The organism is Pseudoalteromonas sp. S1727 (assembly GCF_005886375.1).
Taxonomy (GTDB): domain Bacteria; phylum Pseudomonadota; class Gammaproteobacteria; order Enterobacterales; family Alteromonadaceae; genus Pseudoalteromonas; species Pseudoalteromonas haloplanktis.
The window spans coordinates 17054-38332 of record NZ_PNDT01000105.1 but is presented as its reverse complement, the minus strand read 5'-3'; the positions used below and the strand labels follow the sequence as shown (position 1 = coordinate 38332).

Here is a 21279-nt window from a genome sequence, read left to right as displayed (position 1 = left end):
TCAATTAAGCATGCTCTTGTTTCTCTTTCAGAGCCACTTTATCTGCTCGGCGCTGAGTTATAAAGTCTTTTAATGGAAATAACAACACCACGATTGAGATTACAAAAATACTCAAGGTCAATGGACGTTCCCATAAGAAACTTAATGAACCATCAGAGATCATCATTGAGCGACGGAAGTTACGTTCAATCATATCACCTAAAATAAAGCCTAGTAGCAATGGTGCCATTGGGAAAGCCAGCAAGCGTAATACCAGCGCTACAACAGCAAACCCAACCATCATAAATAAATCAAAAGTATTAAAGGAGACTAAATACACCCCTATTAAGCTGAAGAACAAAATCATAATAGTGAGCACTGATTTTGGCATCGCTAATACTTTTGCAAAATATGGGATCAACGGTAAGTTCAAAATCAGCAATACGATATTACCAAAATACATGCTAACGATAACCGCCCAAAACACACTTGGGTTTTCTTGCATCAACATCGGACCTGGTTGAATACCATAAGCAATTAATGCACCTAACATAATCGCTGTAGTGCCAGAACCGGGAATACCTAACGTTAATAGTGGTACGAACGAACCTGTACAAGCTGCATTATTAGCAGACTCAGGGGCTGCTAAACCACGTAATGACCCTTTACCAAACTTCTCTTTTAAGCCTTTAGGGGCTAAGTTGCGCTCAGTTGCATACGCCATAAAGCTAGCAATGGTTGCACCGGCACCCGGCAACACGCCAATAATAAAGCCAAGGATAGATGAACGACCCACCGTAGGTGCCATCTCTTTCACTTCTGCTTTAGTCAGTTTAGTTGAACCAATTTGTGGGGTATCTGAATCATTAATGCTCTTCACTTCTTTTTTCTCTGGGCGCACAACATTGATTAACGCCTCAGCTAAGGCAAAGGTTGCCATTGCCACGAGTAAAAAGCTAATACCATCAAGTAAATCCGCTTGGCCAAAAGTAAATCGCTCTGTACCAGATGATGGATCAATACCGACGGTTGCAAGCATTAAACCAAACACTGTCATCATCATGGCTTTTAAAAATTGTCCTTTATTCGAAAAAGCAGCAATCGCTGTTAAACCTAAAAACATCAGTACGACATAGTCAGGGGATTGAAAGCTCAGTGATACTTTTGCCAACAAAGGTGCAGCAACCATCAATAAAATAGCGCCCACTGTTCCGCCTATAAAGGAAGCGTACGCAGCAATCGCCAATGCTTTACCAGCATGACCTTGCTTAGCAAGCGGGTAACCGTCAAAGGAGGAGGCAACCGTGCCTGCAACCCCTGGGGCATTGATCAATATAGATGAGGTTGAACCGCCAAAAATTGCACCATAATAAACCCCAGCCATTAAGATCATGCCTGAATCGGCACCGATGCTATAAGTAATTGGGATCATTAATGCGATTGCTGTAATAGGGCCCAAGCCCGGTAGCATGCCAATAAAAGTACCAACAAAACAACCTACTATCACATACAACAGGTTGTTCCAGTCGAGTACGGTCGACAAACCCAACATAATTCCATCAAACATAACTTAACTCCACAGGTTGCCAGGAACCAAATAAATACCGAGCACTTGGGTCATTAAGAACCAAAACACTACCGCAACAGGAATAGAAGCCAGCAATAAAATCTTCTTGCGACGTTCTCCCATAACAAAAAAACCCACTAATAAAAACACACTGGTTGATATTAAAAAGCCAATTGGTTCAAGCATTGCGCTGTACAACACCATTAATATCAGCAAGCCAAATGTTCTTAATACATGTGATTTTTCAAGTACATCATCCGCATTTGTTTTTTCTGTTGGTTTAAGTAAAGTAGCTCCAATTGAAAGTAAGCAAACGATAATACCGAATGCCGCATATACTTTAGGTAAAGTGGCGGAGGTAACGGTTTCATACTCTTCAAATGGGAGTAATGGAATTTGCCATGCAACAATGGCGTATAGTGTAAATAGCGCCAAGAATAAACTTGGCCCTAGTAATTCGCGATTCAACATCAGAGCCTCGATTAACGTAACGTACGAATAAAGCCGAGTTCTTCCATAACAACTTTAAGCTGTGCTTCTTGCTGCTCAAGTGACTTTATAAATTGATCTTTTTCTTGAAATAGGTTTAACCAACCATTACGTGCACGCACAACTTCCCACTCAGGAGTCGTTTGTAACTTACGTAACTTCTCGGTGTATTGTGCAAGTTTGTCAGCAGGTAAGTTAGGTGCGGCAAAAAAGCCACGCCAGTTAATAAACTCCATGTCATAACCTAATGATTTAAGCGTTGGAATTTCTGGGTAATCCGGTAATGCTTCACCCGATGTGACCGCTAGAATACGTGCTTGGCCGCCATTGGCCACTTCTAACGCTTCACTTAAACCCGTTGAAAGTAGGTTAACTTCGCCCGATAACAAGCCGGCTTTTGCTTTACCACCCGCATCATAAGGGATATAGCGAAGGCGACGACCATCAATACCCGCGGCTTTAACTGCTTGTGCTGCAACTAAATGATCCATGCTGCCACGTGCCGAGCCACCCGCCACTTTTACAGAGCTTGGGTCATCCTTCATGGCGGCAACCACATCTTGCCATGTTTTATATGGTGAATCGTTACGTACCACGAATGCACCATAATCGGCGATCATGCTGGCAACGGGTGTTAGATCTCGGTAGCTGTAAGGAATTTTACCGGTTAATGCACGCAACACGATGGGTGTTGAGTTAACCATCAAAATATCGCCTTTTTTAGTACCAGACTCAATCAAGTAGGCGATTGCACGGCCACCGCCGCCGCCAGACATATTTTGGAATGAAGCATTGTCCTCAATACCCGATTTCACTAAACCTTCGCCAACGCCACGCGCTGTTGTATCCCAACCACCACCCGGACCACCTGGTACTAAAAAGTGAATATCAGCCATCGCAAATGGGCTGCTTAATACTAGCGATGCCGCCAGTACTGTGGTTTTAAATGATTTAAATAGTTTCATAAAAACTTACCCCTAAAATAAATACTGAATACGTGCTGCAAGGCCTAACCCATCATCTTCATCGCCAATCAGATCAACAGCACCAGGACCCTCAACTTCGGAGTAGATCACATTGGCCATAAACTTAATTTGTGAAGAGTAGTAATAGTTTGCACCTGCGGTATAGGTTGTTACTTCAGTACCCTGGAAGTCACTGGTGGCATCGGCACCACTTACGCGTGCTACCAATTCCCACGCATTTTTAATACCTTTAGGTTGAGAAAAAACCGCACTACCTTTCGAGTAGCTTTTTTGCGAACCATCAAGAAAGTAGCTTGCCGTGACAGCGTAAGCATCAAAGCGCTCACCATTAAGAACTGAACTTGCTTCTAATGTGTCTAACTCGCGAGTTGCGTATTCGGCTTCAACGCTAAAACCTTTGTTTTGGTAAGCAGCTTCAAGACCCATTTGCTCAAAGCTATTCAAACGAACTAATTCACCACCAGCCGCATAGTTAAGTAAGCGTGTATTGGTACTACGTACTTCGCCACGAGCCAGTGCGCCGGTTAATACACGGCCACCCATGTCACGTTTCGAATACCAGCTACCTAAGTGAAGAACACCATTATCGAGATCTTTTTGCCACGTCAAACGACCAGTAAGTGACAGTGCGAGTGAGCCATCATCATTATTGTTACCATTAGCGCCGAACGCTTCATTTTTATAAACACCTAGTGCATAACGTAAACCGGTACCTTTAAAATACTGGTATACCGATGTACCCCATTGGAAATAAGGCGATACGTTATCTGCCAATGAGCTACGCTCAATCGTGGCAATATGCTTTGAACTGGTTAACGCGTTTAACGAGATATCTTCACGCAATTTACCAACTTGCACTTTTAAGCCATTACCAAAACCACTGTAACGCAAACGTGCCATCACGATTTCACCACTGTTATCTGCAAAATCTAATAGCAATTTGTTATCCCAGTCACCATGCTCACTTTCAACATATAAACGAGCGCGACGTACAAAAAAGTCGCTGGCATCTTCACCAGAGCGGTTAGGGCCGGCGTTGTAAGCACCATCAAAGTGGTTATAATCCACTTGTAAACGGCCACCAAATTCTAGGTTGAAGGCTTTATTGCCTTTCATTGAGTCGACTTCTTTTTGTAGCTCATCCAGTTGCTGTTGTAATTTTTCAGTATCAGTGGCAGCTAATGCTGAGGTACTTGCTAGTGCTGCGGCAATGGCTAAAGCCAATTGTGTGTTACTTGCTTTCATTATTTTCTCCACACCTGTGTATAATTTTGTTGTCGTTTAGATGAGCTACTGCAATCTGCTATCTAACATCGAGCATAGTGTTAACGCTTGATTAACGAAATGTTTAGAAGTTAAGTTTCATTGATGTTCGTTTCGTGCTTTTTGACCATAAAAACCATGACCAATATGAACACAATAAGAGGTTGATATAATTAGTGTTATTCTATTTTCGTGGTGTTTTTTCAGTTTCAGTCAATAAAAACTGATCAAACTGTTGGCGTTGCTCCTGTGTTAAAATTGGCTTTTTACGGCTAAAAATAAAAAAAACGGGGTCACGATGCACTAAATAAGGGTGCATTATAATAGTGGTTAATTGTTGTTCACGAATAAAGTATTGACCAGCTAACTCGTTTTCGATGCTTATATCACCGTAGTTACGGCTCAACATCATCAGTCGCTGCGGCATCGTTGCTACACTTTGAAAGTTATCGCTAAAGGAAGGCTCTAAGCGGAGGTAATCAATTTCAGGACCTGCATATTGACCAGTGTCGAATAAAATTAACGGTTGCAATTGTAGTAACTCAATCAGAGTACGCTTTTTTAAAAACTCAGCTTTATTTATAAACAGCCGTTGTACATTATCTCGGTAACTCAATGAGAAAATAGCCGAGCGATTCAATGCGTCCGTGTATTGAATGCCCATCATCATGTTCACTTTTCCCACCGCTAAATACCGTTTTGCGCGCTCTACATTCGGCATTTTTACAAACTCAAAGCACACTCCCACAGCGTGTAATGCTTTGCGGGCTAGATCAACGTCGACTCCTGCATACTGGCTACCTTGAAGGTAACTATAAGGTGGTGAATTGTTTACAACCGCAATTTTCAGCGTCGCATTACACTGAGCAAATAATGAATAACTAACCAACAAGCAACAACAAACAACGAGCTTTATCATAGGCTACCTATCAATCTATAAATTGAAACGTGCGTTCTTATACTTTGACTACACTTTAAAGTTACTCACCAATTGATCCAATTGCACACACTGCTCTGATAGTGCTTGGCAAGAGCGCTCAGCATGATCAACTCGCTCTAACATTGTTGCGCTTGAGGTTGCAATGCGCTGTACATTCACGTTCACATCTTCACTTACTTGACTTTGCTCAGTAGCCGCTGTGGCAATCTGCATGTTCATGTCATTAATAATAGTAACGGCATCGTTGATCCGTTGCACCGATTGTGCCGCACCATGAGAATGCTCAATGGTTTTCTGGCCGCTGGCAGTGCTCGACATCATAGCGGTAACAGCTTGGTTAGTGCCTAATTGCAGCTTTTCTATCATATCGTTAATTTCGCCCGTACTTTCTTGAGTACGGCTTGCCAACGAACGCACTTCATCGGCTACCACGGCAAAACCACGCCCTTGCTCACCAGCACGAGCCGCTTCAATGGCAGCATTTAATGCTAGTAAATTCGTTTGTTCAGCAATGCCGCGGATCACATCCAGTACGGTTGCTATGTTAGCTACATCTTGCTCTAACGTATTTATTACATTACTTGAGTTGGTGATCTCCGCCACTAGATCATTAATTAAATTAATTGTTTCTTCTATGGTTGCTTTAGCTACATTCGCGTCGTTACTCGCATCACTCGTTGCATCTGCAGCATCATTGGCATTTTGACTGACATTGTCACTGGTGGTACTCATTTCATTTACAGCCGCCGCAACTTGCTCACTCTCAACTTGTTGATTGCTCGCTTCGCTTAGCACGCTGGCTGTAATACTTTGTAAGTTTTGTGTTTCACTACGCACCTGCTCTGAGGATTTCACCACAGCCAATACCGTAGTATGGATTTTACTAATAAAGGTATTAAAAGATTTCGCAAGTGCACCCATTTCATCGTTTGATTCAATTTGCAGTCGCTGCGTTAAATCCCCCTCCCCTGAGGCTATATCTTCGAGTGCGCTTTGCATTTTTATCATCGGTGATAATATGATTTTAGATAGTAGCCAAGTAGCTGCTATCGATAAAACAAAGCTAACGATAATACCAACCTGTAAAACTCGGCTCGCAGTAGCTTCTTGCTGTTCACTAAATACTAGAGAATCAGCTAATTTAGCATCGATCTCATCACGCATTGCTGTCACGTTTTTTCTAATACGTCCCAGCACTACCTCCATCTCTTGTTTATTTGATGCTAAATAGCTCGCAGCAAATGTTTGATCAGCAAATAACTGCTTGTAATGATCTGCCCAGATCACCACATCGGCTTTAATATTGTTAATACGGTCATTATTGATATTGCTGATATAACCCAATTTCACTAAATTAAGTGGGCTAGATAAACGTGCATCAACACGAGCTATATTGTCTTCATATTCTTGTTTCTGCACTTGGTAGTTTTCTAGATCCCCCTGACCCAACACCATACTCAAACCAGCCGTTTTTACCTGAAACAAGTCACGATAACCATCTTCCAAGTTATCTAAAACCGTTCTCACTTCTAAACTAATAAAGTTATTAAGTTTTTGTTGTGAATGAAAAGTATATAAAACATATCCCGACAAAACTGAAAAAATCACCAGCGCAACCACTACTGGGATAGCAAACTTAGCGCGGAAACTTAAATTATTTAATAAGCTATTCATAAATACCACTTAACCAATTAACCAATTAAAGAAAAATTACATGCAGCCCATTACCAGAGATACAACGTGTAGTTAAAAGGTAGACTGGTAACGTTGTTTTTCCAAATAAATAAAATGAACAGAATTACTAAACAAATAACCCGCTTTACTATGCGATTTACTTTCCCGCTTTCTTCTTATATTCCCATTAATGGGAAGCCGCAATAAAAACAAAATGAAAATATACTTTATTTTCAATGCATTAAATGTGGCATGTAACTCGCTTTAGTCTCCATAACTATTTTACAAATCAATAACCACATCATGGATATAGACAGCACGCTAAAACGTAGTAACAAAACAGTCTCAACCAAAAAGCTCATTTTTGGTTTAGTCGTCATTGGCGCTATGCTTATCAGCTTCGCCTTAGTGCAATGGTTCTCACCGCACACAATTCCAGCCAGCCAATTACAGATTGCCAGCGTTAGCCAAGCCGATTTTATTGTAAAAGTGCAAGGATTTGGCCGATTGAAATCCAAATATCAACGTTATTTAACCAATACTGACGTTGCAATGGTCGAGGCCATCCATGTGTATCCAGGTACGCGTGTTAGCAAAGACACGGTTATTATCAGCTTAGTAAACCCACTGCAAGCGCAGCGTTTATCGGTCGCAAGGCTGGAGCTTGCACGCCAACAAGCAAGCTTTAGCGAGCAAAAAATCAATCAACAAAGTCAGCTATTAGAGCGCGAAGCTAACCTCACCCTTTTACAAAGTGAGCTTGAAAGCGCCCAGCTTAGAAGCGAAGCAGAGAGTCAATTAATCGAGCAAGGGATTGTCTCAAGCCTTGATTACAAACGCAGCTTACTCACCGTAAAACAGCTACAACAGCGCGTTGAGATTGAACAAAAACGCCTCGCGCAATTAGCGCAAATGCATTTACAGAGAATTAAGGTCCAACAAGAACTATTACGTCAATTTGAGTTGAATTATAAGGTACAACAGCAAGCTTTTGATGACCTGCAAATCACTGCGGGTATAGATGGCATGCTGCAAGAACTCAACGTTGAACTAGGCCAAAATCTCACTCCAGGGACCCGTTTAGCGGTAGTGGGGTCTGATAGCGCCCTCAAAGCAGAGCTCAGTATTAAACAAAGTGACGCTGAAAAAATTGCACTCAATATGGATGCTCGCGTAAATACCTTTAGCAACTCAAAGCAAGGTGAAGTGGCAGCTAAAGTGACCCGAATTGACCCCATTGTTAGTGATGGTCGGGTGATGATTGAACTCGACCTTATTGGTGAATTACCCGCTAATGCTCGCCCCGACTTAAGCATTGAAGGCCATGTTATAAGCGATGTAATAGCGAATGCACTGACCATCAAATTACCGCAAAAAGCAAAAGCTCATTCAAAAGCGATGCTTTTTAAACTTAACCCCAACACTCATTTAGCCGCCCCGATAAATATTGAATTTGGTACACTCAGTGATAATAAAATTCAACTTTTAAGTGGCGCTACAGTGGGCGAACAGCTGATCATTTCAGACCTTACTAAATGGCAGCATTTGGCAACTATAAAAATCGAACAGGAAAGTTTATGAACAACAATACACTTATCTCATTAAAGAACATCGCCAAGGTTTATCGCAGCCAAAATGTTGAAACCTATGCTTTAAAAAACATCGACCTGACTATTAATGAAGGTGATTATATTTGTATTAGCGGCCCATCGGGTTGTGGTAAATCAACACTGCTGTCTTTACTTGGCTTACTCGACAGCCCTACCGAGGGACAATATTTAATTAAAAACGTCGATACTAAAACCCTTGATATGGACCAACAAGCCGAGCTGCGCAATTTACACATTGGCTTTATTTTTCAGTCATTTAATTTAATAGATGAACTCTCGGTATTTGATAACGTGGCGCTTCCGCTTACTTATCGAGAACCCGCTATGAGCCAAGCCGATATTCAAAGTGCAGTAAAACACGCGCTTGATGAAGTTGAAATGGGGCACCGCGCTCAACATAAACCCAATCAACTCTCTGGTGGTCAACAACAGCGTATTGCCATTGCTCGCGCCCTTGCCGGTAAACCCAGTATTTTATTAGTGGATGAGCCAACCGGTAACCTCGACTCTAAAAACGGCGATGCAGTGATGGACTTACTTGATGCACTGAACCAAAAAGGCACCACCATTTGTATGGTAACCCATGATTTGCGCTACGCAGGGCGGGCAAAAACTCAGCTAAAACTTCTCGATGGCGAAATCATCTCGTATTCGCAAGCACGCCAAGATGCGCATACTGAAAATACAAGCGCCGTACCCGCTGATACTGCAGAGGTAATTTAGCATGAGTCGTTTAACTAAAACACGCAGCCAATTACGCTTAGCATGGGCATCACTGATGAACGCACCGGGGTTTGTTACCGCCGTTGTAGCCACCTTGGCGCTCACGCTCGCGACGTTATTTGTAGTACTAAGCCTAGTAAATAGCTACTTTTTAAAACCCCTTGATGTATTTGATGAAAGTCGCATGGTGGTGGTTGAGCAAAGCCTAACCTATAACGATTACGATGCGGTTGGCTTTCAAAGTTATCAGTCGATGGTGCACTGGCTTAAAAACAATCAAAGCTTTGAGCGCACCTTTATGATAAATGCCGCTGAACATGTTTTTTCAAACTTAGACGGACAACCTAAAGAGGATGTGCTGTATGTAGGCGGTGAATATTTTGAACTCCTTCATACTCCCTTTGTACTCGGACATGGCTTTAAAAAGGGCGGAACCATAGAGGAAGCCAATAATAGCGTAGTCATTTCAGAGAAGTTCTGGAAAGAACACTTTAATAATGACCCTGATATAATTGGTAAATCCTTAAAAACAGCCAGCGAAGATGAAGGTAATGGGCATATAATAATAGGTGTTGTAGCGGCTAATTTCAGCCCCCCCTATATGATTAAAGCAGGCTCTGTTGAAGTTTGGTATCCAACTAGTTCTGACCGTCGGTTTTTCCATAATGATAACTGGCAAAGCCCGTGGACCAACACGTTTAGAAACCTAAAACTAATTGCAGTATTAAAACCTGGCGTCACTAACGAGCAAGTAAAATCCGACTTAAAAGCCCAAATTGATAGCATAAAATCTGAGTGGCTAAATAATGGCGGTATAACTGATGTAAAGCCTGTTGTTACACCGTATCGCGAGGTTGAGCTGGGTAATAATGACCAATTAAGTTTAATGATGCTCGCTGGTGCGTTAGGGCTACTCGTTATTGCCGTACTAAACGTCAGTACCTTGTTCTTCTCCCGGGCTCTAGCGCAACATAAAACATTAGCATTACAAGCTGTACTGGGTGCAAAGCGTAAAACGTTATTTAACAGTATATTGCTGCAATCTCTTATTTTAATGAGCATATCGGTCAGTATTGCACTGTTTTTATCTATCTGGGGAATTAGGCTCTTTAAAGTATTAGCCGATGGACGCTTGCCACTCGTGAACAGCTTGGCTGTTGATACTAATTTGGTGCTGATAGCGGTAGTTATGTGTATTGCTTTAGCGTATATATTCTCAGTGATCACTGCTCGTTTAGTTAACTACAAAACTTTAAACAGCCAAATGCAAAACAGTGGCAAAGGCGGCGTGTCGCAAGTGTCTGGACGTACTGTGCGTATACTAATTGGCACACAAATGTTTGTGGCCGCTTTATTAGTTAGCTTTTCAATTATGATTGTTAGCAAAGCGCTCGACACCATTAATCGCCCACTGGGTAGCGACACTGAAAACCTGTACTTTGCACAGTTATTTCAAACTAATAATGATGCAACAATAGCTGAGCGCTATGAACAAGTTAAGCAGTATCAAAAAGTATTACAAAATAGCGAAGGCATTAAAGATGTTGCACTTGGCCATAGCCCTGTGACACCAAGGCAAAATGCCACTAGCTTGACCGATGTTGAAGGTAAAAGCTCAATCTTCTTCCCAAGCCAATGGGTCGGCTCTGATTATTTTGCTTTAGTCGGTACAAAAATACTCGCTGGGCGCACCTTTAGTGAGCAAGCAATTCGCGGTGAAACTAACGAGCTATTGGTATCTATCAGTGTCGCAAAATGGCTACTACCCGATCAAGACTATACAAATATTATCGGTAAAAGCTACAGAGGGTTAGAAGACAAAATGTTTGAAATTGTCGGCATAACGGAGGATTTTAACCACCCTAAATACTACGACGAATCATTTGGCCGACACATATGGTGGCCTGCACAACCTCGCAGCTATATGTTTGTTATTGAAACAGAGCAAGGTGTTGAGCTTACCAGCAAGCACGTTTTAAGTTTATTAAGAAAAGCCAATAGTCACCTAACCTTATGGCAATTTAGAGACTTACAACAAGAGTACGATGATTTATTGTATATGAGCCACCTAACCGTTGCACTGTGTAGTACCTTGGCATTATTTACTCTATTATTAGCAGCAATAGGTATATTTGGCGTACTTAGCTATAACTTAGGTCTACGTCGGTATGAATTTGGTATTCGTATGGCACTTGGGGCTAAAAAAGCACGCCTATTTAAACTCATGAGTAAAGAAGCTGTTATCCCTGTACTCATTGGTTTTATTCTAGCCCTAGCAACCGTATTAGCGGGTTACTTAGTGTTACAAGAGCAGCTTATTTCGTGGTTAATTTTAGACGTGCGTTTACAACTAATGGCATGGTTTATCACTTTGATTATTGCAATGTTCGCCTGCTTTAGGCCACTCTTGTTGTTAATTAAAGCCAAACCTATGGCCGCACTTCGTAACGATTAAACAATATGATGTGATAACCAAGCAAAAGTAAAGTAATTTGCTTTTGCTTGCAACAAGAAGAACAAAATGGACTCAATTTTAGTTATCGACGATCAAGCAGATGTGCGCATGGCGGCCATCGTCGCTTTAAATCAAGTTGGCTTGCAATGCATTGAAGCACAGGGCCCAGAGCAAGCCTTAGAGATCATCAATAGCACGACTATTAGCCTGATATTACTTGATATGAACTTTAGGCTCGATACCACCTCCGGTGAAGAAGGCCTGCGATTTTTAAAGCAACTACAATCGCTTGGCTCAACCATTCCCGTGGTCGTAATGACCGCGTGGGCAAGTGTTGATGTCGCGGTAAAAGCCATGCAATTAGGCGCTGTTGATTTTGTTGAGAAGCCTTGGAATAACTTGCGTTTAACTAGCGTTGTACAACAGCAACTAGCGCTGAAAAAAAGCAATCATGATAATGCCTGTTTAAAGGCGCTAAACTTGCCAAAAAGTACTGATTACATTGCAAATTCAGCGGTGATGCAACAATTACTAACACGCGCTAAACGCGCCGCAAAAACCGACGCCAGTATTTTAATCACCGGAGAAAATGGCACCGGTAAGAGTCTACTCGCAAACTATATTCACCAACACTCTAATCGCTGTGAGCAACGCTATGTGAGCGTAAATATTGGTGCTATTGCGCCCTCTTTATTTGAAAGCGAATTATTTGGTCACAAAAAAGGCGCCTTTACCGACGCCAAAGAAGACCGCCTTGGCCGTTTTGAAATAGCCAATGGCGGCACCTTGTTTTTAGATGAAATAGCCACGCTACCCCTAGAGCTACAAAGTAAAATGCTGCGCGTGCTAGAAAGCCAAGAGTTTGAAGTATTAGGCTCAAGCCACACCCAAACAGCGGATGTACGCATTATTGCTGCCACTAACGCAGAGCTGGCTAAAGCCATTGAAGCGGGTGAATTTCGCCGCGATTTATTGTTCAGACTCAACACCATTGAACTGCATATTCCGCCACTGCGTGAGCGCCCCGAAGACATTATAGAATTAGCCCATCACTTACTTGCAACGCACAGTAAAAAATACCAGCGTGAAGGCATGTCACTTTCAGCAGCTGCGACCAAAGCACTTACGAACTACACGTGGCCGGGCAATGTCCGAGAACTTAGCCATTGTATTGAACGTGCCGTGATCATGAGCGATAACGACAATATTGACGCCAGTGATTTAATTCTTGAACAACCCAGTAGTGATACAAGTAACAGCGCAACAAGTGAATCATTACCGTTGCTGCCACTGGAAGAACTTGAAAAACAGATGATCCAAAAAGCGCTGGCGCAATTTAATGGGAATGTTGTTGCCGCGGGTGAGTTTTTAGGCTTGAGTAAGTCAGCAATTTACAGAAGAATCGACAAACACCAACTTGATTTAAAAGAAGCAGACTTTTAATGGCCCGCACTCACTCGCTCGAACAGCGCCTAATGCGTTATGCCGCCTTAGTGATGTTTGTTGTATTAATGCTGTGTATTTTGCTTGTAATAACGTGGGAGCTCGATTGGTTTGCAAGCATTAGTATAATGCTCCCCGTCGTCGCAGTAAGCCTGTTTGCAGTAGTCAAAAGCTACAAATTGACCCTTGATGTTATCGAGCGCTTTGGTACACAACTCGATGCCCTCGCTAACAACGAGAGTAATAGCTGGCATTTAGCGCAGTATCAAAGCGGGCGAGTCGCCAACCTTAAAAATGACTTTACCAAGCTCAGTAACAAAATAGCGCAAAGTAAACGCCACTATATGCAAACCGAAGAGTTCGTGTTTGAGTTTGCCAGCATGCTTGATTTGCCTATTGTTATTTTAGACCCTCACGGGCAAATTTACTTTACCAATAAAGCATTTTTAAACACCTTAACAGCCCCCAATGTTGAGGGGTTAAGTAGCGCCGATTTAGGGTTAGTTTATAGCGACGGTAGTTGGCAAATAGAGAAAGAGTCTCGTTTTAAGCGCCGCTTTATCGTATCAGCACAAACATTTTGGCGCTCAGGGCGAAATTACGAACTGCTTACACTATTTTCAATCGAACAACAGCTGCGCGCAAATGAACAAGACATTTGGCAGCGCTTAATTCGTGTGCTTAACCATGAAGTACGTAACTCCTTAACGCCAATTTACTCCATGAGCCAATCATTACAAACCATGAAACAACAAGGGCAAATAACCCCGAGCCCAGACCTTGCTCAAGATATGCTGCAAGTAATTGAAAAGCGAGCGCAACATTTATTAGATTTTGTAAATAGCTACAGCGCGTTTGCAAAGCTCCCCACGCCAAACAAACAGCAAATCAATAGCGAGCAAGTGAACTTACGGCTACAGGCAATATTCCCTGAGCTTGTAATTCACTCATCTCAGCCAGTGAATTTTACCGCCGATTTAGGTCAGCTTGAGCAAGCACTTATCAACCTAATAAAAAATGCCTTTGAAGCGGGCGGTAACACGCCCCCCACACTTAACTGGCAACAGCAAAATGATGACGTTGTGATTGAGCTGACTGACAGCGGCACAGGCATTGCCAACTCCGACAACCTCTTTGTGCCATTTTACTCAACTAAAGCCCAAGGTGCAGGTATAGGTTTAGTGATCAGTCGCGAGCTCATTCGTAATCAAGCTGGCCAGTTACAATTATTAGCCAACCCACACGATCGAGGCACACAAGTCATAATTTGTTTGCCAATATAATCCCCTAGATTTTATTGGCTTATATTCCTTTGCTTGGTAATCTTGTAGCCAAAAGGACACTCAAACTTTACCAATAAGAAGAACAATAATGAAATGGACTCAATTAGCAACGAGCATGTTCTATGCTTTTTTACTCATGATCAGCTTCTTAAGTGCAAGCCAAGAGTACCAAATACAGCCAGCCGAAGACTGGATAGAGCAGCGCACATTGATCACGACTGAGATCCCCACAAACAAAATCGCAGATGGCACTTATTATTTATTACTCGATACGCAAATAAAGGTCACAGAGCAACAACCCTCACAACGTTACACTCGCACCGTTATGCAAGCTGTAAATCAATCAGGTATTGATTACATCAGCCAACTGAATATTGATTTTGATCCAAGTTATCAAACGCTGGAGCTCAACGGCTTAGGCATTATTCGTGACGGACAATACATAGATAAATTAGCCAGTGCGCAGTTTAAGGTATTGCAGCGTGAAACCGATTTAGCTAATCGCATTTACAACGGCAGTTTAACGTTAAATATTATTGTTGATGATATGCGTACGATGGATAAGCTTGACTACAGTTACACTATTACTGGTCGCAACCCCATTTATCAACATTTTGCGGCATCTCGCACCTTAAACTGGTCCGTACCGGTGGCGCAGCAGTTTATGCGCGTGCTATGGCAAAAGGACGCACCTTTATACATCAATACCGTCAATGGCGAAGTTGATATAACCGACACCCCTTTAGAGCTCGGGCATGACTACCAAATTAGTTTGCAAAATCAGCCAACGGTTGCATCTTCAAACCAAGTTCCTCACTGGTATAGTCCTTATAAACAAGTATTTTTCTCAGAGTTAAAATCATGGCAAGACGTAGCAAATTGGGCAGTTCCGTTATATGAATCAGCAATAGAAGTAACCCCCTCTATTACACAGGTTGCCGATGAAATAGCCCTAAACAACCCAGCGATTGCTGACCGTATTGCAGCCGCATTAAAATTTAGCCAAGACGAGGTTAGGTATTTAGGTCTTGAAATGGGCACAAACTCCCATCAACCGACTTCAGCTTCTGAAACTCTGGCACTTCGCTACGGTGACTGTAAAGACAAAACCGTTCTGCTTATTTCATTACTAAAAGCAATGGACATCAAAGCTTACCCTGCCCTAGTAAACACAGATGAGGGAAAACGGCTGATTGAACTGCCCGCCTCTGCTCGTGTGTTTAATCATGTCATCGTTACCCTTGAGTATGCAGAGCAACGCTATTGGCTAGACCCAACAATAAACTATCAAACCGGAACCCTAGCACATTTAGCACAGCCTAATTATGGTTATGCCTTAATAGTTAAACCTTCCGAATCACGTCTCACGGCTATGACTCCACCTGTCGATGCAGTTGCAATTAAAAGCTATGATAATTACACCATCGCCGTTGAACCTGAGCAAGCTGCAACATTTCAAACTCGCTACATTTATAGCCAGTTTGAAGCAATAAATAGACGCAGTTCATTAGCCCGTAATGGGCTCGATCAAATAGCCAAAGATTACCACGAATATTATCAAGGCTATTTTCAAGGTATTACCATCGATAAGCCGATGACAGTGACTGAAAGCACAAATAATGGCGAGTTTCTAAGTGACGAGTTTTACCTTATTAATGACTTTTGGCAACCTGACGACGAAGGGTTAAGAGCTGACTTTTATGCCTCAGATATACAAAATAGCGTTTACGAACCCGATCAAATTAATCGTACAGCGCCGCTGTATTTTAAATACCCCAACAATATTGAAACCGTAATTAAGGTTAAGTTTTTAGAGCCTAATTGGCATTTTGATAATGAGCAAAGCGAAATTGATAATGCTTTTTTTAATTTTAAAAAAACCACCCACTTTGTGGAAGACACCTTAACACTTAACTTTTCATTTAATGCCAAGCAAGATCATATTCCAGCCGCTCAGATTAAACTTTACCTGAGCGAACGAGCAAAACTCATCGACGATACACAGTTTGGCATTGTTAAATATGTAAGTGCGGATACCACTGACGGCTTTGCGCTAGAAGATGATTGGATCATTTTAGTGTTACTTGTTTATCTACTTGCGATGCTCTTTTTTATTGTCGCATGGCGTATTGAATCAGCAAAACGCCCGACATTTAGTGATGCACAGTTTTACCCTGTTACAAATGCTAAGTTTATTCTTTATAGTATCCTCACCTTAGGGCTATTTATAAACTATTGGAGCTACCGAAACTGGCGGGCGATTAAAATACAACAAAATAGTCATATCATGCCAATTGCTCGCGGTATTTTTGCACTGTTCTTTTTCTACTCGTTATTTTTAGAGCTCCTCGCGCACAGTCAGGAGCACCATAAAAAGAATAAAGTCATGCCAAATGCGCTGGCGTTAATTATCTGGTTACTACTTATGGTGCTTACCGCGACAACGCGTTTTAGTGCTTATGCAACGATTGGTTTGTGTATTATTCCATTTATTTGGCTGCCGATGGTTAATTATATTCAACATATAAATCACTCATCTGAAGCACTGACATACAATTCAAAATGGCGCGTAAGAAACATCATTATCAGCATCATATGGGCACCTATTTTATTTTTAGGGTTACTCCAAGAGAGCTATTTAATTCCCAGCACATCAATTGTTAAAGGTGATAAATTATGGCCATATCAAGTGCAATTTATGAAACGTCAGCAACTAATACCTCTGGATGAAGCTATCTTATATTTTTATAGTGATGCATTTATTGATTTTCGCAGTGATGGTAATGGCATTACTGACAACTATATATTTAGTTACTGGCAAAATGAACAAGGGCAAATTGAGTCAAACTTAAAGCACTTCAAAGATATAACTAGCATAGAGGTGACTTATGGTAAAACTCAACTAGATAATACGCTGATCAAAGTTATTGATCAGCAAGGCGAGCATTTCTTACTTATCGTCGGCAGCGAAGGAAAAGCAGATGCAGAGCTAGTTAAGCGAATAAACCGCCGCTTAGATAGCAACAACCAGAGATAGATTCAACAAACCTATCTCTAATGAATATTTACTTGATATGAGAAATTATTTTAACAGCCAAGTCTTTGCTTTGTTTGTATTTATTTAGATACAAACAAATAAATGAGAATTATTTTCAATTGAGTGTTGACAGTTCTTTAGATCTAACTGATAATCAATATCAACAAGGCGGCAAAACATAACGACTTGTACGGAATAAACTGAATTTGTTTCTCGACCCTGAAACACGTGTGGCGCACGTAAACTGCTAAGGTTTCCTGTTTCTAACCGCAACGCCCCTTGATGTTGGTGACAGGTAACCGCCCTACTTTACTTGCTACATTGCTCATATCGGTGACGGTAGATATGAAACTAAAAAGCCCTTACGGGCTTTTTTTATGCCAAAAATTCCTATATAAAAATTTACTTTTTATATAACCGACTAAATTTAATAGAAAAATAAAACAAACAAAACTTAATGAGAATTATTTTCAAATAGGTGTTGACACTTTTTGAAATCTAACTGATAATCAATATCAACAAGACGATAAAGCACTACGGCTTGTACGGAATAAACTGAATTTGTTTCTCGACCCTGAAACACGTGTAGCCCACGTTAAAGCTATGGTTACCTGTTATTAATCGCAACGCCCCTTGATGTTGATAACGGGTGACCGCCCTACTATTTTACTTGCTACATTGCTCATATCGGTGACGGTAGATATGAAACTAAAAAAGCCCTTACGGGCTTTTTTCATGTCTAAATTTTAATAGGCTAACCGGTATAAAACAATTAACGGCGATTTTTACGAGCGCGGGCCCTACGTTGTTTTTTCTCTTCTTCTTTAGCCGCTTTTTTAGCCTCAGCTGCAGCACGAAGCTCAGCAACCATTATTTCTTCCTCTTCACGCATCGCAGGCGTTTCCATGGTGATACGACCTATAATGCCATCGCGTAATTCATTAATGAGAATTTCCGACATTTTATAGGTATCAATTTGATTGCCACCGCGAATACAGCCGCGCTTTTTTCCCGCCATTTCAACAAACTCCCAATCATTTTCTGGTAATTCATCGATTTTATAACGTACCTTTAAAAGCTCAGGGTAAGCACGCAATAAATACTCAGCGGTATAACTTGCCACCTCTTCATATTCAAGCGCAGTATCACGTATCGCACCTGTCGCACCTAAACGGTAGCCTGAGTTTTCGTTTTCAACTTTTGGCCATAACATACCCGGCGTGTCATAAAGCATAATACCGTCTTCAAGCTTAATACGCTGCTGTGCTTTAGTAACTGCGGGTTCGTTACCGGTTTTAGCAACTATGCGACCGGCTAACACATTTATTAGCGTTGATTTACCGACGTTTGGAATACCCATGATCATGGCTTTAATTTGCTTATCGGCACCGACTTTATGCGGCACTAGCTTTTTACACAGCTCATTAATGCGATGAACCTCAGCTGCTTTATCATTACCAAACGCAATCGCCTTTACACCATTTTCTTGCTCAAAGTAATCCTTCCATGCCTGTGTCATTTTAGGATCAGCTAAATCCGCTTTATTCAAAATTTTGATGACCGGCTTACCTTCACGCAAAGTAGCCACCATCGGGTTTTCACTACTGTAAGGAATGCGCGCATCAAGCACTTCAATGATCACATCCATCTGTGGCATGATTTCTTTAATTTCATTACGGGCTTTATTCATATGCCCAGGGAACCACTGTATTCCTGCTCTACTCATTTGATTTATATGACCTTTAATTTCAGGCCGTAGGCCGTGGGTACTAATGTGGGTACTAAAAGTAAAACTATGCTTTTGTACTTTTAAGTGCTGCTATTAGTTTACTATAAAGTAGAAATTAGTTTTCATAAATTTATGATAGTTAAATCATTCACTAAAAAAGCCTGCTAGCAGACTTCATATGAAAGTAAGAGCCAGAAATTAAACTGAGTTTTTAAAGACAGTTTCAAAGTTTGTATTTTCTGCAAAAACTTTAGCTAAGGACTTGGGATCTACATTATCTTCATAGGCTCTTTGAAGTGGACTTTTATCCATATACTCCAAGCAATTAAATTTACCTAACTTATCAAAATGAAGTGCAGCCTCGACTTGAAAAACAGCATACCACTCATCCCATGTTTGATAACTCTCTAAGTTTACTTGTTCACTCACACTCTCTTCGCTGGATAAGTTTTGAGAAAACTCTACATAAATCTTGCTAGCTATTTCTAACAGCTCAACATCCACAGCCTTAATACCGTATTGATTCCTGTTAACATCCACCTCAGTAAACAGTTCTCTTAGTAAGACTAGGAATGCTTTTTGATTTTGCACATCATCTTTTGCTAGGCATTCTAGCCCATTCGATAATGCAGCTATTGAAAAAACAATCCTAGCTGGTCGCTTGTGTATTGACCCATTTAAATAACTAGCACTTTCACCCCATAGGTTTTCCACCAGCTCTACAGAAAGTTTTTTAGGATTAAAAGATAAAAGTCCAAGCGACTCAATCCGTTTAAACTGATCATTTAAAATTTCAATAACTAGGTTTTTTTCATAATTATCTTTAAACTTACTGAAAATTCCCATACCTATGTTGTCCTTCACATTTAAAATTAAAATAAGATTTTATCACTTCTTAATAAAATGAAAAATGCTCTTAATACTTGAATTCAAGCTATGTATGAGGAGCGCTTTCGTTCAACATCGATGATAGGTATAATCTCAGCTAAATCATTAAAGGATTAACATGTTTGGATTGTTTAATAAAAAGCCTAAATACTGGACTCTAAAAGACTCTTATGATGGGGGTAAAGAAGCTAACTTTATAGGTAATACTGAAGGTTGTATAAATACAATAAAGATATCTCGTAATAATATGACAGGTAATGCAAGTGTAATTATTGGCTTTGATATTCCTGAAACCCATCCTGATGAGGCAATAATTTCAATAACATCATCGAGTCGTCAAATTGGCCATGGCACAATATCAGAAAACAGCTCTGGTAGCTTTTTATCGTTCTCTATTGAGTCTAAAGATAGCGCTAAGCTTGCCGATAGTGGAGGCATAACGGTTACTTTCATAAAAGAAGGTGCAATAATTGCTAGTGACTGGGTCCCCACTAAAGGTCATCGAATTGATATATCGAAAGCTGTTACTTATCGCTAGATATCATACTTATCAACTAATAACTTTAACATTCTCATTGACTCACTTTGTGTATTTATTGAGACTTTTGCTCTCGCATATAAAGATATTGTTGAATAAGTTGAGTCAAATCAATACCAGCATCTTTCAAAGTGCGGCTGACAACCAAACGAGAGTCCTCCATAGCTAAATCGCAATCTCTACCGCCAAAAGAACGCTTTTTTAATTCTGTGAGTACTTTTTTTACTTTATCAGTATCCCAATCTTCATTTAATTCCAATATCATACGAGCTTCATAACCAGCATCTCTAAAGCTCGTATCTGCTTTACTACCATGTTTGACATCACACCAAGCCATTATGCCAACACTTAAATGCAGCGCTTTAATTCTAGACATTGAATCTTCAGCGGAACTAAAGTGTGGAAAAAGCAAAAGAATGGCAATTAAAATTTTCATAATTAAACCTTATAGCCATAGAGAAACTGCTTCTGCTAGGCATTATATTTGTCTATAACAATTGAATTTAGCCTGCCGTAAATTTCAAAGAGAAAATTACACAAACTTAAAATTGAAGTATTTCTACAAAGATTCGCAAAGTAACCAGTTCTTCGAAGAATAACCTAAGTAAGTTAATCTGATACTCAAGGCCTAGCCAAAAGCACGGCATAAAAGGGAAGCATCACGCTTCCCTTTAA

At 40.9% G+C, this 21279-nt stretch carries 16 protein-coding genes; 7 read left to right on the top strand and 9 right to left on the bottom strand.

The features are described from left to right. Positions 1–4: 4 nt before the first annotated feature. From CWB85_RS18750 to CWB85_RS18725, 6 genes are all read right to left on the bottom strand, one after another. Complete coding sequence (locus CWB85_RS18750; protein WP_016709922.1) at positions 5–1546, bottom strand: tripartite tricarboxylate transporter permease; 1542 nt, start codon at positions 1544–1546, stop codon at positions 5–7. Positions 1547–1549: 3 nt separating this feature from the next. Next, positions 1550–2017, bottom strand: a complete 468-nt coding sequence (locus CWB85_RS18745; protein ID WP_016709921.1) for a tripartite tricarboxylate transporter TctB family protein — start codon at positions 2015–2017, stop codon at positions 1550–1552. Positions 2018–2028: 11 nt separating this feature from the next. Continuing rightward, complete coding sequence (locus tag CWB85_RS18740; protein WP_374954839.1) at positions 2029–2931, bottom strand: Bug family tripartite tricarboxylate transporter substrate binding protein; 903 nt, start codon at positions 2929–2931, stop codon at positions 2029–2031. An 81-nt stretch (positions 2932–3012) separates the two neighbouring features. After that, entirely contained in the window at positions 3013–4266 is a 1254-nt protein-coding gene (locus tag CWB85_RS18735; RefSeq protein ID WP_138555695.1) for an OprO/OprP family phosphate-selective porin, read from the bottom strand. Positions 4267–4468: 202 nt separating this feature from the next. Beyond that, complete coding sequence (locus CWB85_RS18730) at positions 4469–5203, bottom strand: substrate-binding periplasmic protein (protein WP_016709918.1); 735 nt, start codon at positions 5201–5203, stop codon at positions 4469–4471. Positions 5204–5251: 48 nt separating this feature from the next. Then, entirely contained in the window at positions 5252–6898 is a 1647-nt protein-coding gene (locus tag CWB85_RS18725; protein ID WP_016709917.1) for a methyl-accepting chemotaxis protein, read from the bottom strand. A gap of 303 nt (positions 6899–7201) precedes the next feature. On the opposite strand from CWB85_RS18725, the gene CWB85_RS18720 reads away from it, so the two are divergent. The 6 genes from CWB85_RS18720 (at position 7202) to CWB85_RS18695 (ending at position 17449) form a co-directional block, all read left to right on the top strand. Continuing rightward, positions 7202–8479 carry an efflux RND transporter periplasmic adaptor subunit gene (locus CWB85_RS18720; protein WP_138555694.1) on the top strand — a complete coding sequence of 426 codons (1278 nt, stop codon included), beginning with the start codon at positions 7202–7204 and terminating at the stop codon, positions 8477–8479. Beyond that, positions 8476–9231: an ABC transporter ATP-binding protein gene (locus tag CWB85_RS18715; protein ID WP_016709915.1), complete on the top strand. Its 756-nt coding sequence runs from the start codon at positions 8476–8478 to the stop codon at positions 9229–9231. Before CWB85_RS18720 ends, CWB85_RS18715 begins: the two co-directional genes overlap by 4 nt. Before the next feature lies 1 nt (position 9232). Next, positions 9233–11686: an ABC transporter permease gene (locus tag CWB85_RS18710; RefSeq protein ID WP_138555693.1), complete on the top strand. Its 2454-nt coding sequence runs from the start codon at positions 9233–9235 to the stop codon at positions 11684–11686. Between the two features lie 66 nt (positions 11687–11752). Beyond that, positions 11753–13129: a sigma-54-dependent transcriptional regulator gene (locus tag CWB85_RS18705; RefSeq protein ID WP_138555692.1), complete on the top strand. Its 1377-nt coding sequence runs from the start codon at positions 11753–11755 to the stop codon at positions 13127–13129. Then, positions 13129–14412, top strand: a complete 1284-nt coding sequence (locus tag CWB85_RS18700; RefSeq protein WP_138555691.1) for a sensor histidine kinase — start codon at positions 13129–13131, stop codon at positions 14410–14412. The genes CWB85_RS18705 and CWB85_RS18700 overlap by 1 nt, the downstream gene beginning before the upstream one ends. An 88-nt stretch (positions 14413–14500) precedes the next feature. After that, on the top strand, positions 14501–17449 hold the full coding sequence (locus CWB85_RS18695) for a DUF3857 domain-containing transglutaminase family protein (RefSeq protein ID WP_244390021.1): 2949 nt from the start codon (positions 14501–14503) through the stop codon (positions 17447–17449). Between the two features lie 772 nt (positions 17450–18221). On the opposite strand, the gene ylqF is transcribed toward CWB85_RS18695, so the two are convergent. Further along, positions 18222–19175 carry a ribosome biogenesis GTPase YlqF gene (ylqF, locus tag CWB85_RS18690; RefSeq protein ID WP_016709910.1) on the bottom strand — a complete coding sequence of 318 codons (954 nt, stop codon included), beginning with the start codon at positions 19173–19175 and terminating at the stop codon, positions 18222–18224. Between the two features lie 201 nt (positions 19176–19376). Next, the gene (locus CWB85_RS18685; protein ID WP_138555690.1) at positions 19377–20024 is read right to left on the bottom strand and encodes a hypothetical protein; all 648 of its coding nucleotides are present in this window, start codon (positions 20022–20024) and stop codon (positions 19377–19379) included. Between the two features lie 160 nt (positions 20025–20184). On the opposite strand from CWB85_RS18685, the gene CWB85_RS18680 reads away from it, so the two are divergent. Beyond that, positions 20185–20604, top strand: coding sequence for a hypothetical protein (locus tag CWB85_RS18680; protein WP_138555689.1), 420 nt, complete (start codon positions 20185–20187; stop codon positions 20602–20604). Positions 20605–20659: 55 nt separating this feature from the next. Here the strand turns inward: CWB85_RS18680 and CWB85_RS18675 are convergent, their stop codons facing one another. Further along, a complete protein-coding gene (locus CWB85_RS18675) occupies positions 20660–21040 on the bottom strand; it encodes a hypothetical protein (protein WP_138555688.1) in 381 nt (126 codons plus the stop codon). Between the last annotated feature and the right edge of the window lie 239 nt (positions 21041–21279).

What these genes read in the sequence shown, in the direction of transcription:
- CWB85_RS18730 (WP_016709918.1), bottom strand. Translation starts at nt 5,203, where the DNA reads ATGATAAAGCTCGTTGTTTGTTGTTGCTTGTTGGTTAGTTATTCATTA.
- CWB85_RS18745 (WP_016709921.1), bottom strand. Translation starts at nt 2,017, where the DNA reads ATGTTGAATCGCGAATTACTAGGGCCAAGTTTATTCTTGGCGCTATTT.
- CWB85_RS18720 (WP_138555694.1), top strand. Translation starts at nt 7,202, where the DNA reads ATGGATATAGACAGCACGCTAAAACGTAGTAACAAAACAGTCTCAACC.
- ylqF (WP_016709910.1), bottom strand. Translation starts at nt 19,175, where the DNA reads ATGAGTAGAGCAGGAATACAGTGGTTCCCTGGGCATATGAATAAAGCC.
- CWB85_RS18700 (WP_138555691.1), top strand. Translation starts at nt 13,129, where the DNA reads ATGGCCCGCACTCACTCGCTCGAACAGCGCCTAATGCGTTATGCCGCC.
- CWB85_RS18705 (WP_138555692.1), top strand. Translation starts at nt 11,753, where the DNA reads ATGGACTCAATTTTAGTTATCGACGATCAAGCAGATGTGCGCATGGCG.
- CWB85_RS18725 (WP_016709917.1), bottom strand. Translation starts at nt 6,898, where the DNA reads ATGAATAGCTTATTAAATAATTTAAGTTTCCGCGCTAAGTTTGCTATC.
- CWB85_RS18740 (WP_374954839.1), bottom strand. Translation starts at nt 2,931, where the DNA reads ATGGCTGATATTCACTTTTTAGTACCAGGTGGTCCGGGTGGTGGTTGG.
- CWB85_RS18710 (WP_138555693.1), top strand. Translation starts at nt 9,233, where the DNA reads ATGAGTCGTTTAACTAAAACACGCAGCCAATTACGCTTAGCATGGGCA.
- CWB85_RS18735 (WP_138555695.1), bottom strand. Translation starts at nt 4,266, where the DNA reads ATGAAAGCAAGTAACACACAATTGGCTTTAGCCATTGCCGCAGCACTA.
- CWB85_RS18680 (WP_138555689.1), top strand. Translation starts at nt 20,185, where the DNA reads ATGTTTGGATTGTTTAATAAAAAGCCTAAATACTGGACTCTAAAAGAC.
- CWB85_RS18750 (WP_016709922.1), bottom strand. Translation starts at nt 1,546, where the DNA reads ATGTTTGATGGAATTATGTTGGGTTTGTCGACCGTACTCGACTGGAAC.
- CWB85_RS18685 (WP_138555690.1), bottom strand. Translation starts at nt 20,024, where the DNA reads ATGGGAATTTTCAGTAAGTTTAAAGATAATTATGAAAAAAACCTAGTT.
- CWB85_RS18695 (WP_244390021.1), top strand. Translation starts at nt 14,501, where the DNA reads ATGAAATGGACTCAATTAGCAACGAGCATGTTCTATGCTTTTTTACTC.
- CWB85_RS18715 (WP_016709915.1), top strand. Translation starts at nt 8,476, where the DNA reads ATGAACAACAATACACTTATCTCATTAAAGAACATCGCCAAGGTTTAT.
- CWB85_RS18675 (WP_138555688.1), bottom strand. Translation starts at nt 21,040, where the DNA reads ATGAAAATTTTAATTGCCATTCTTTTGCTTTTTCCACACTTTAGTTCC.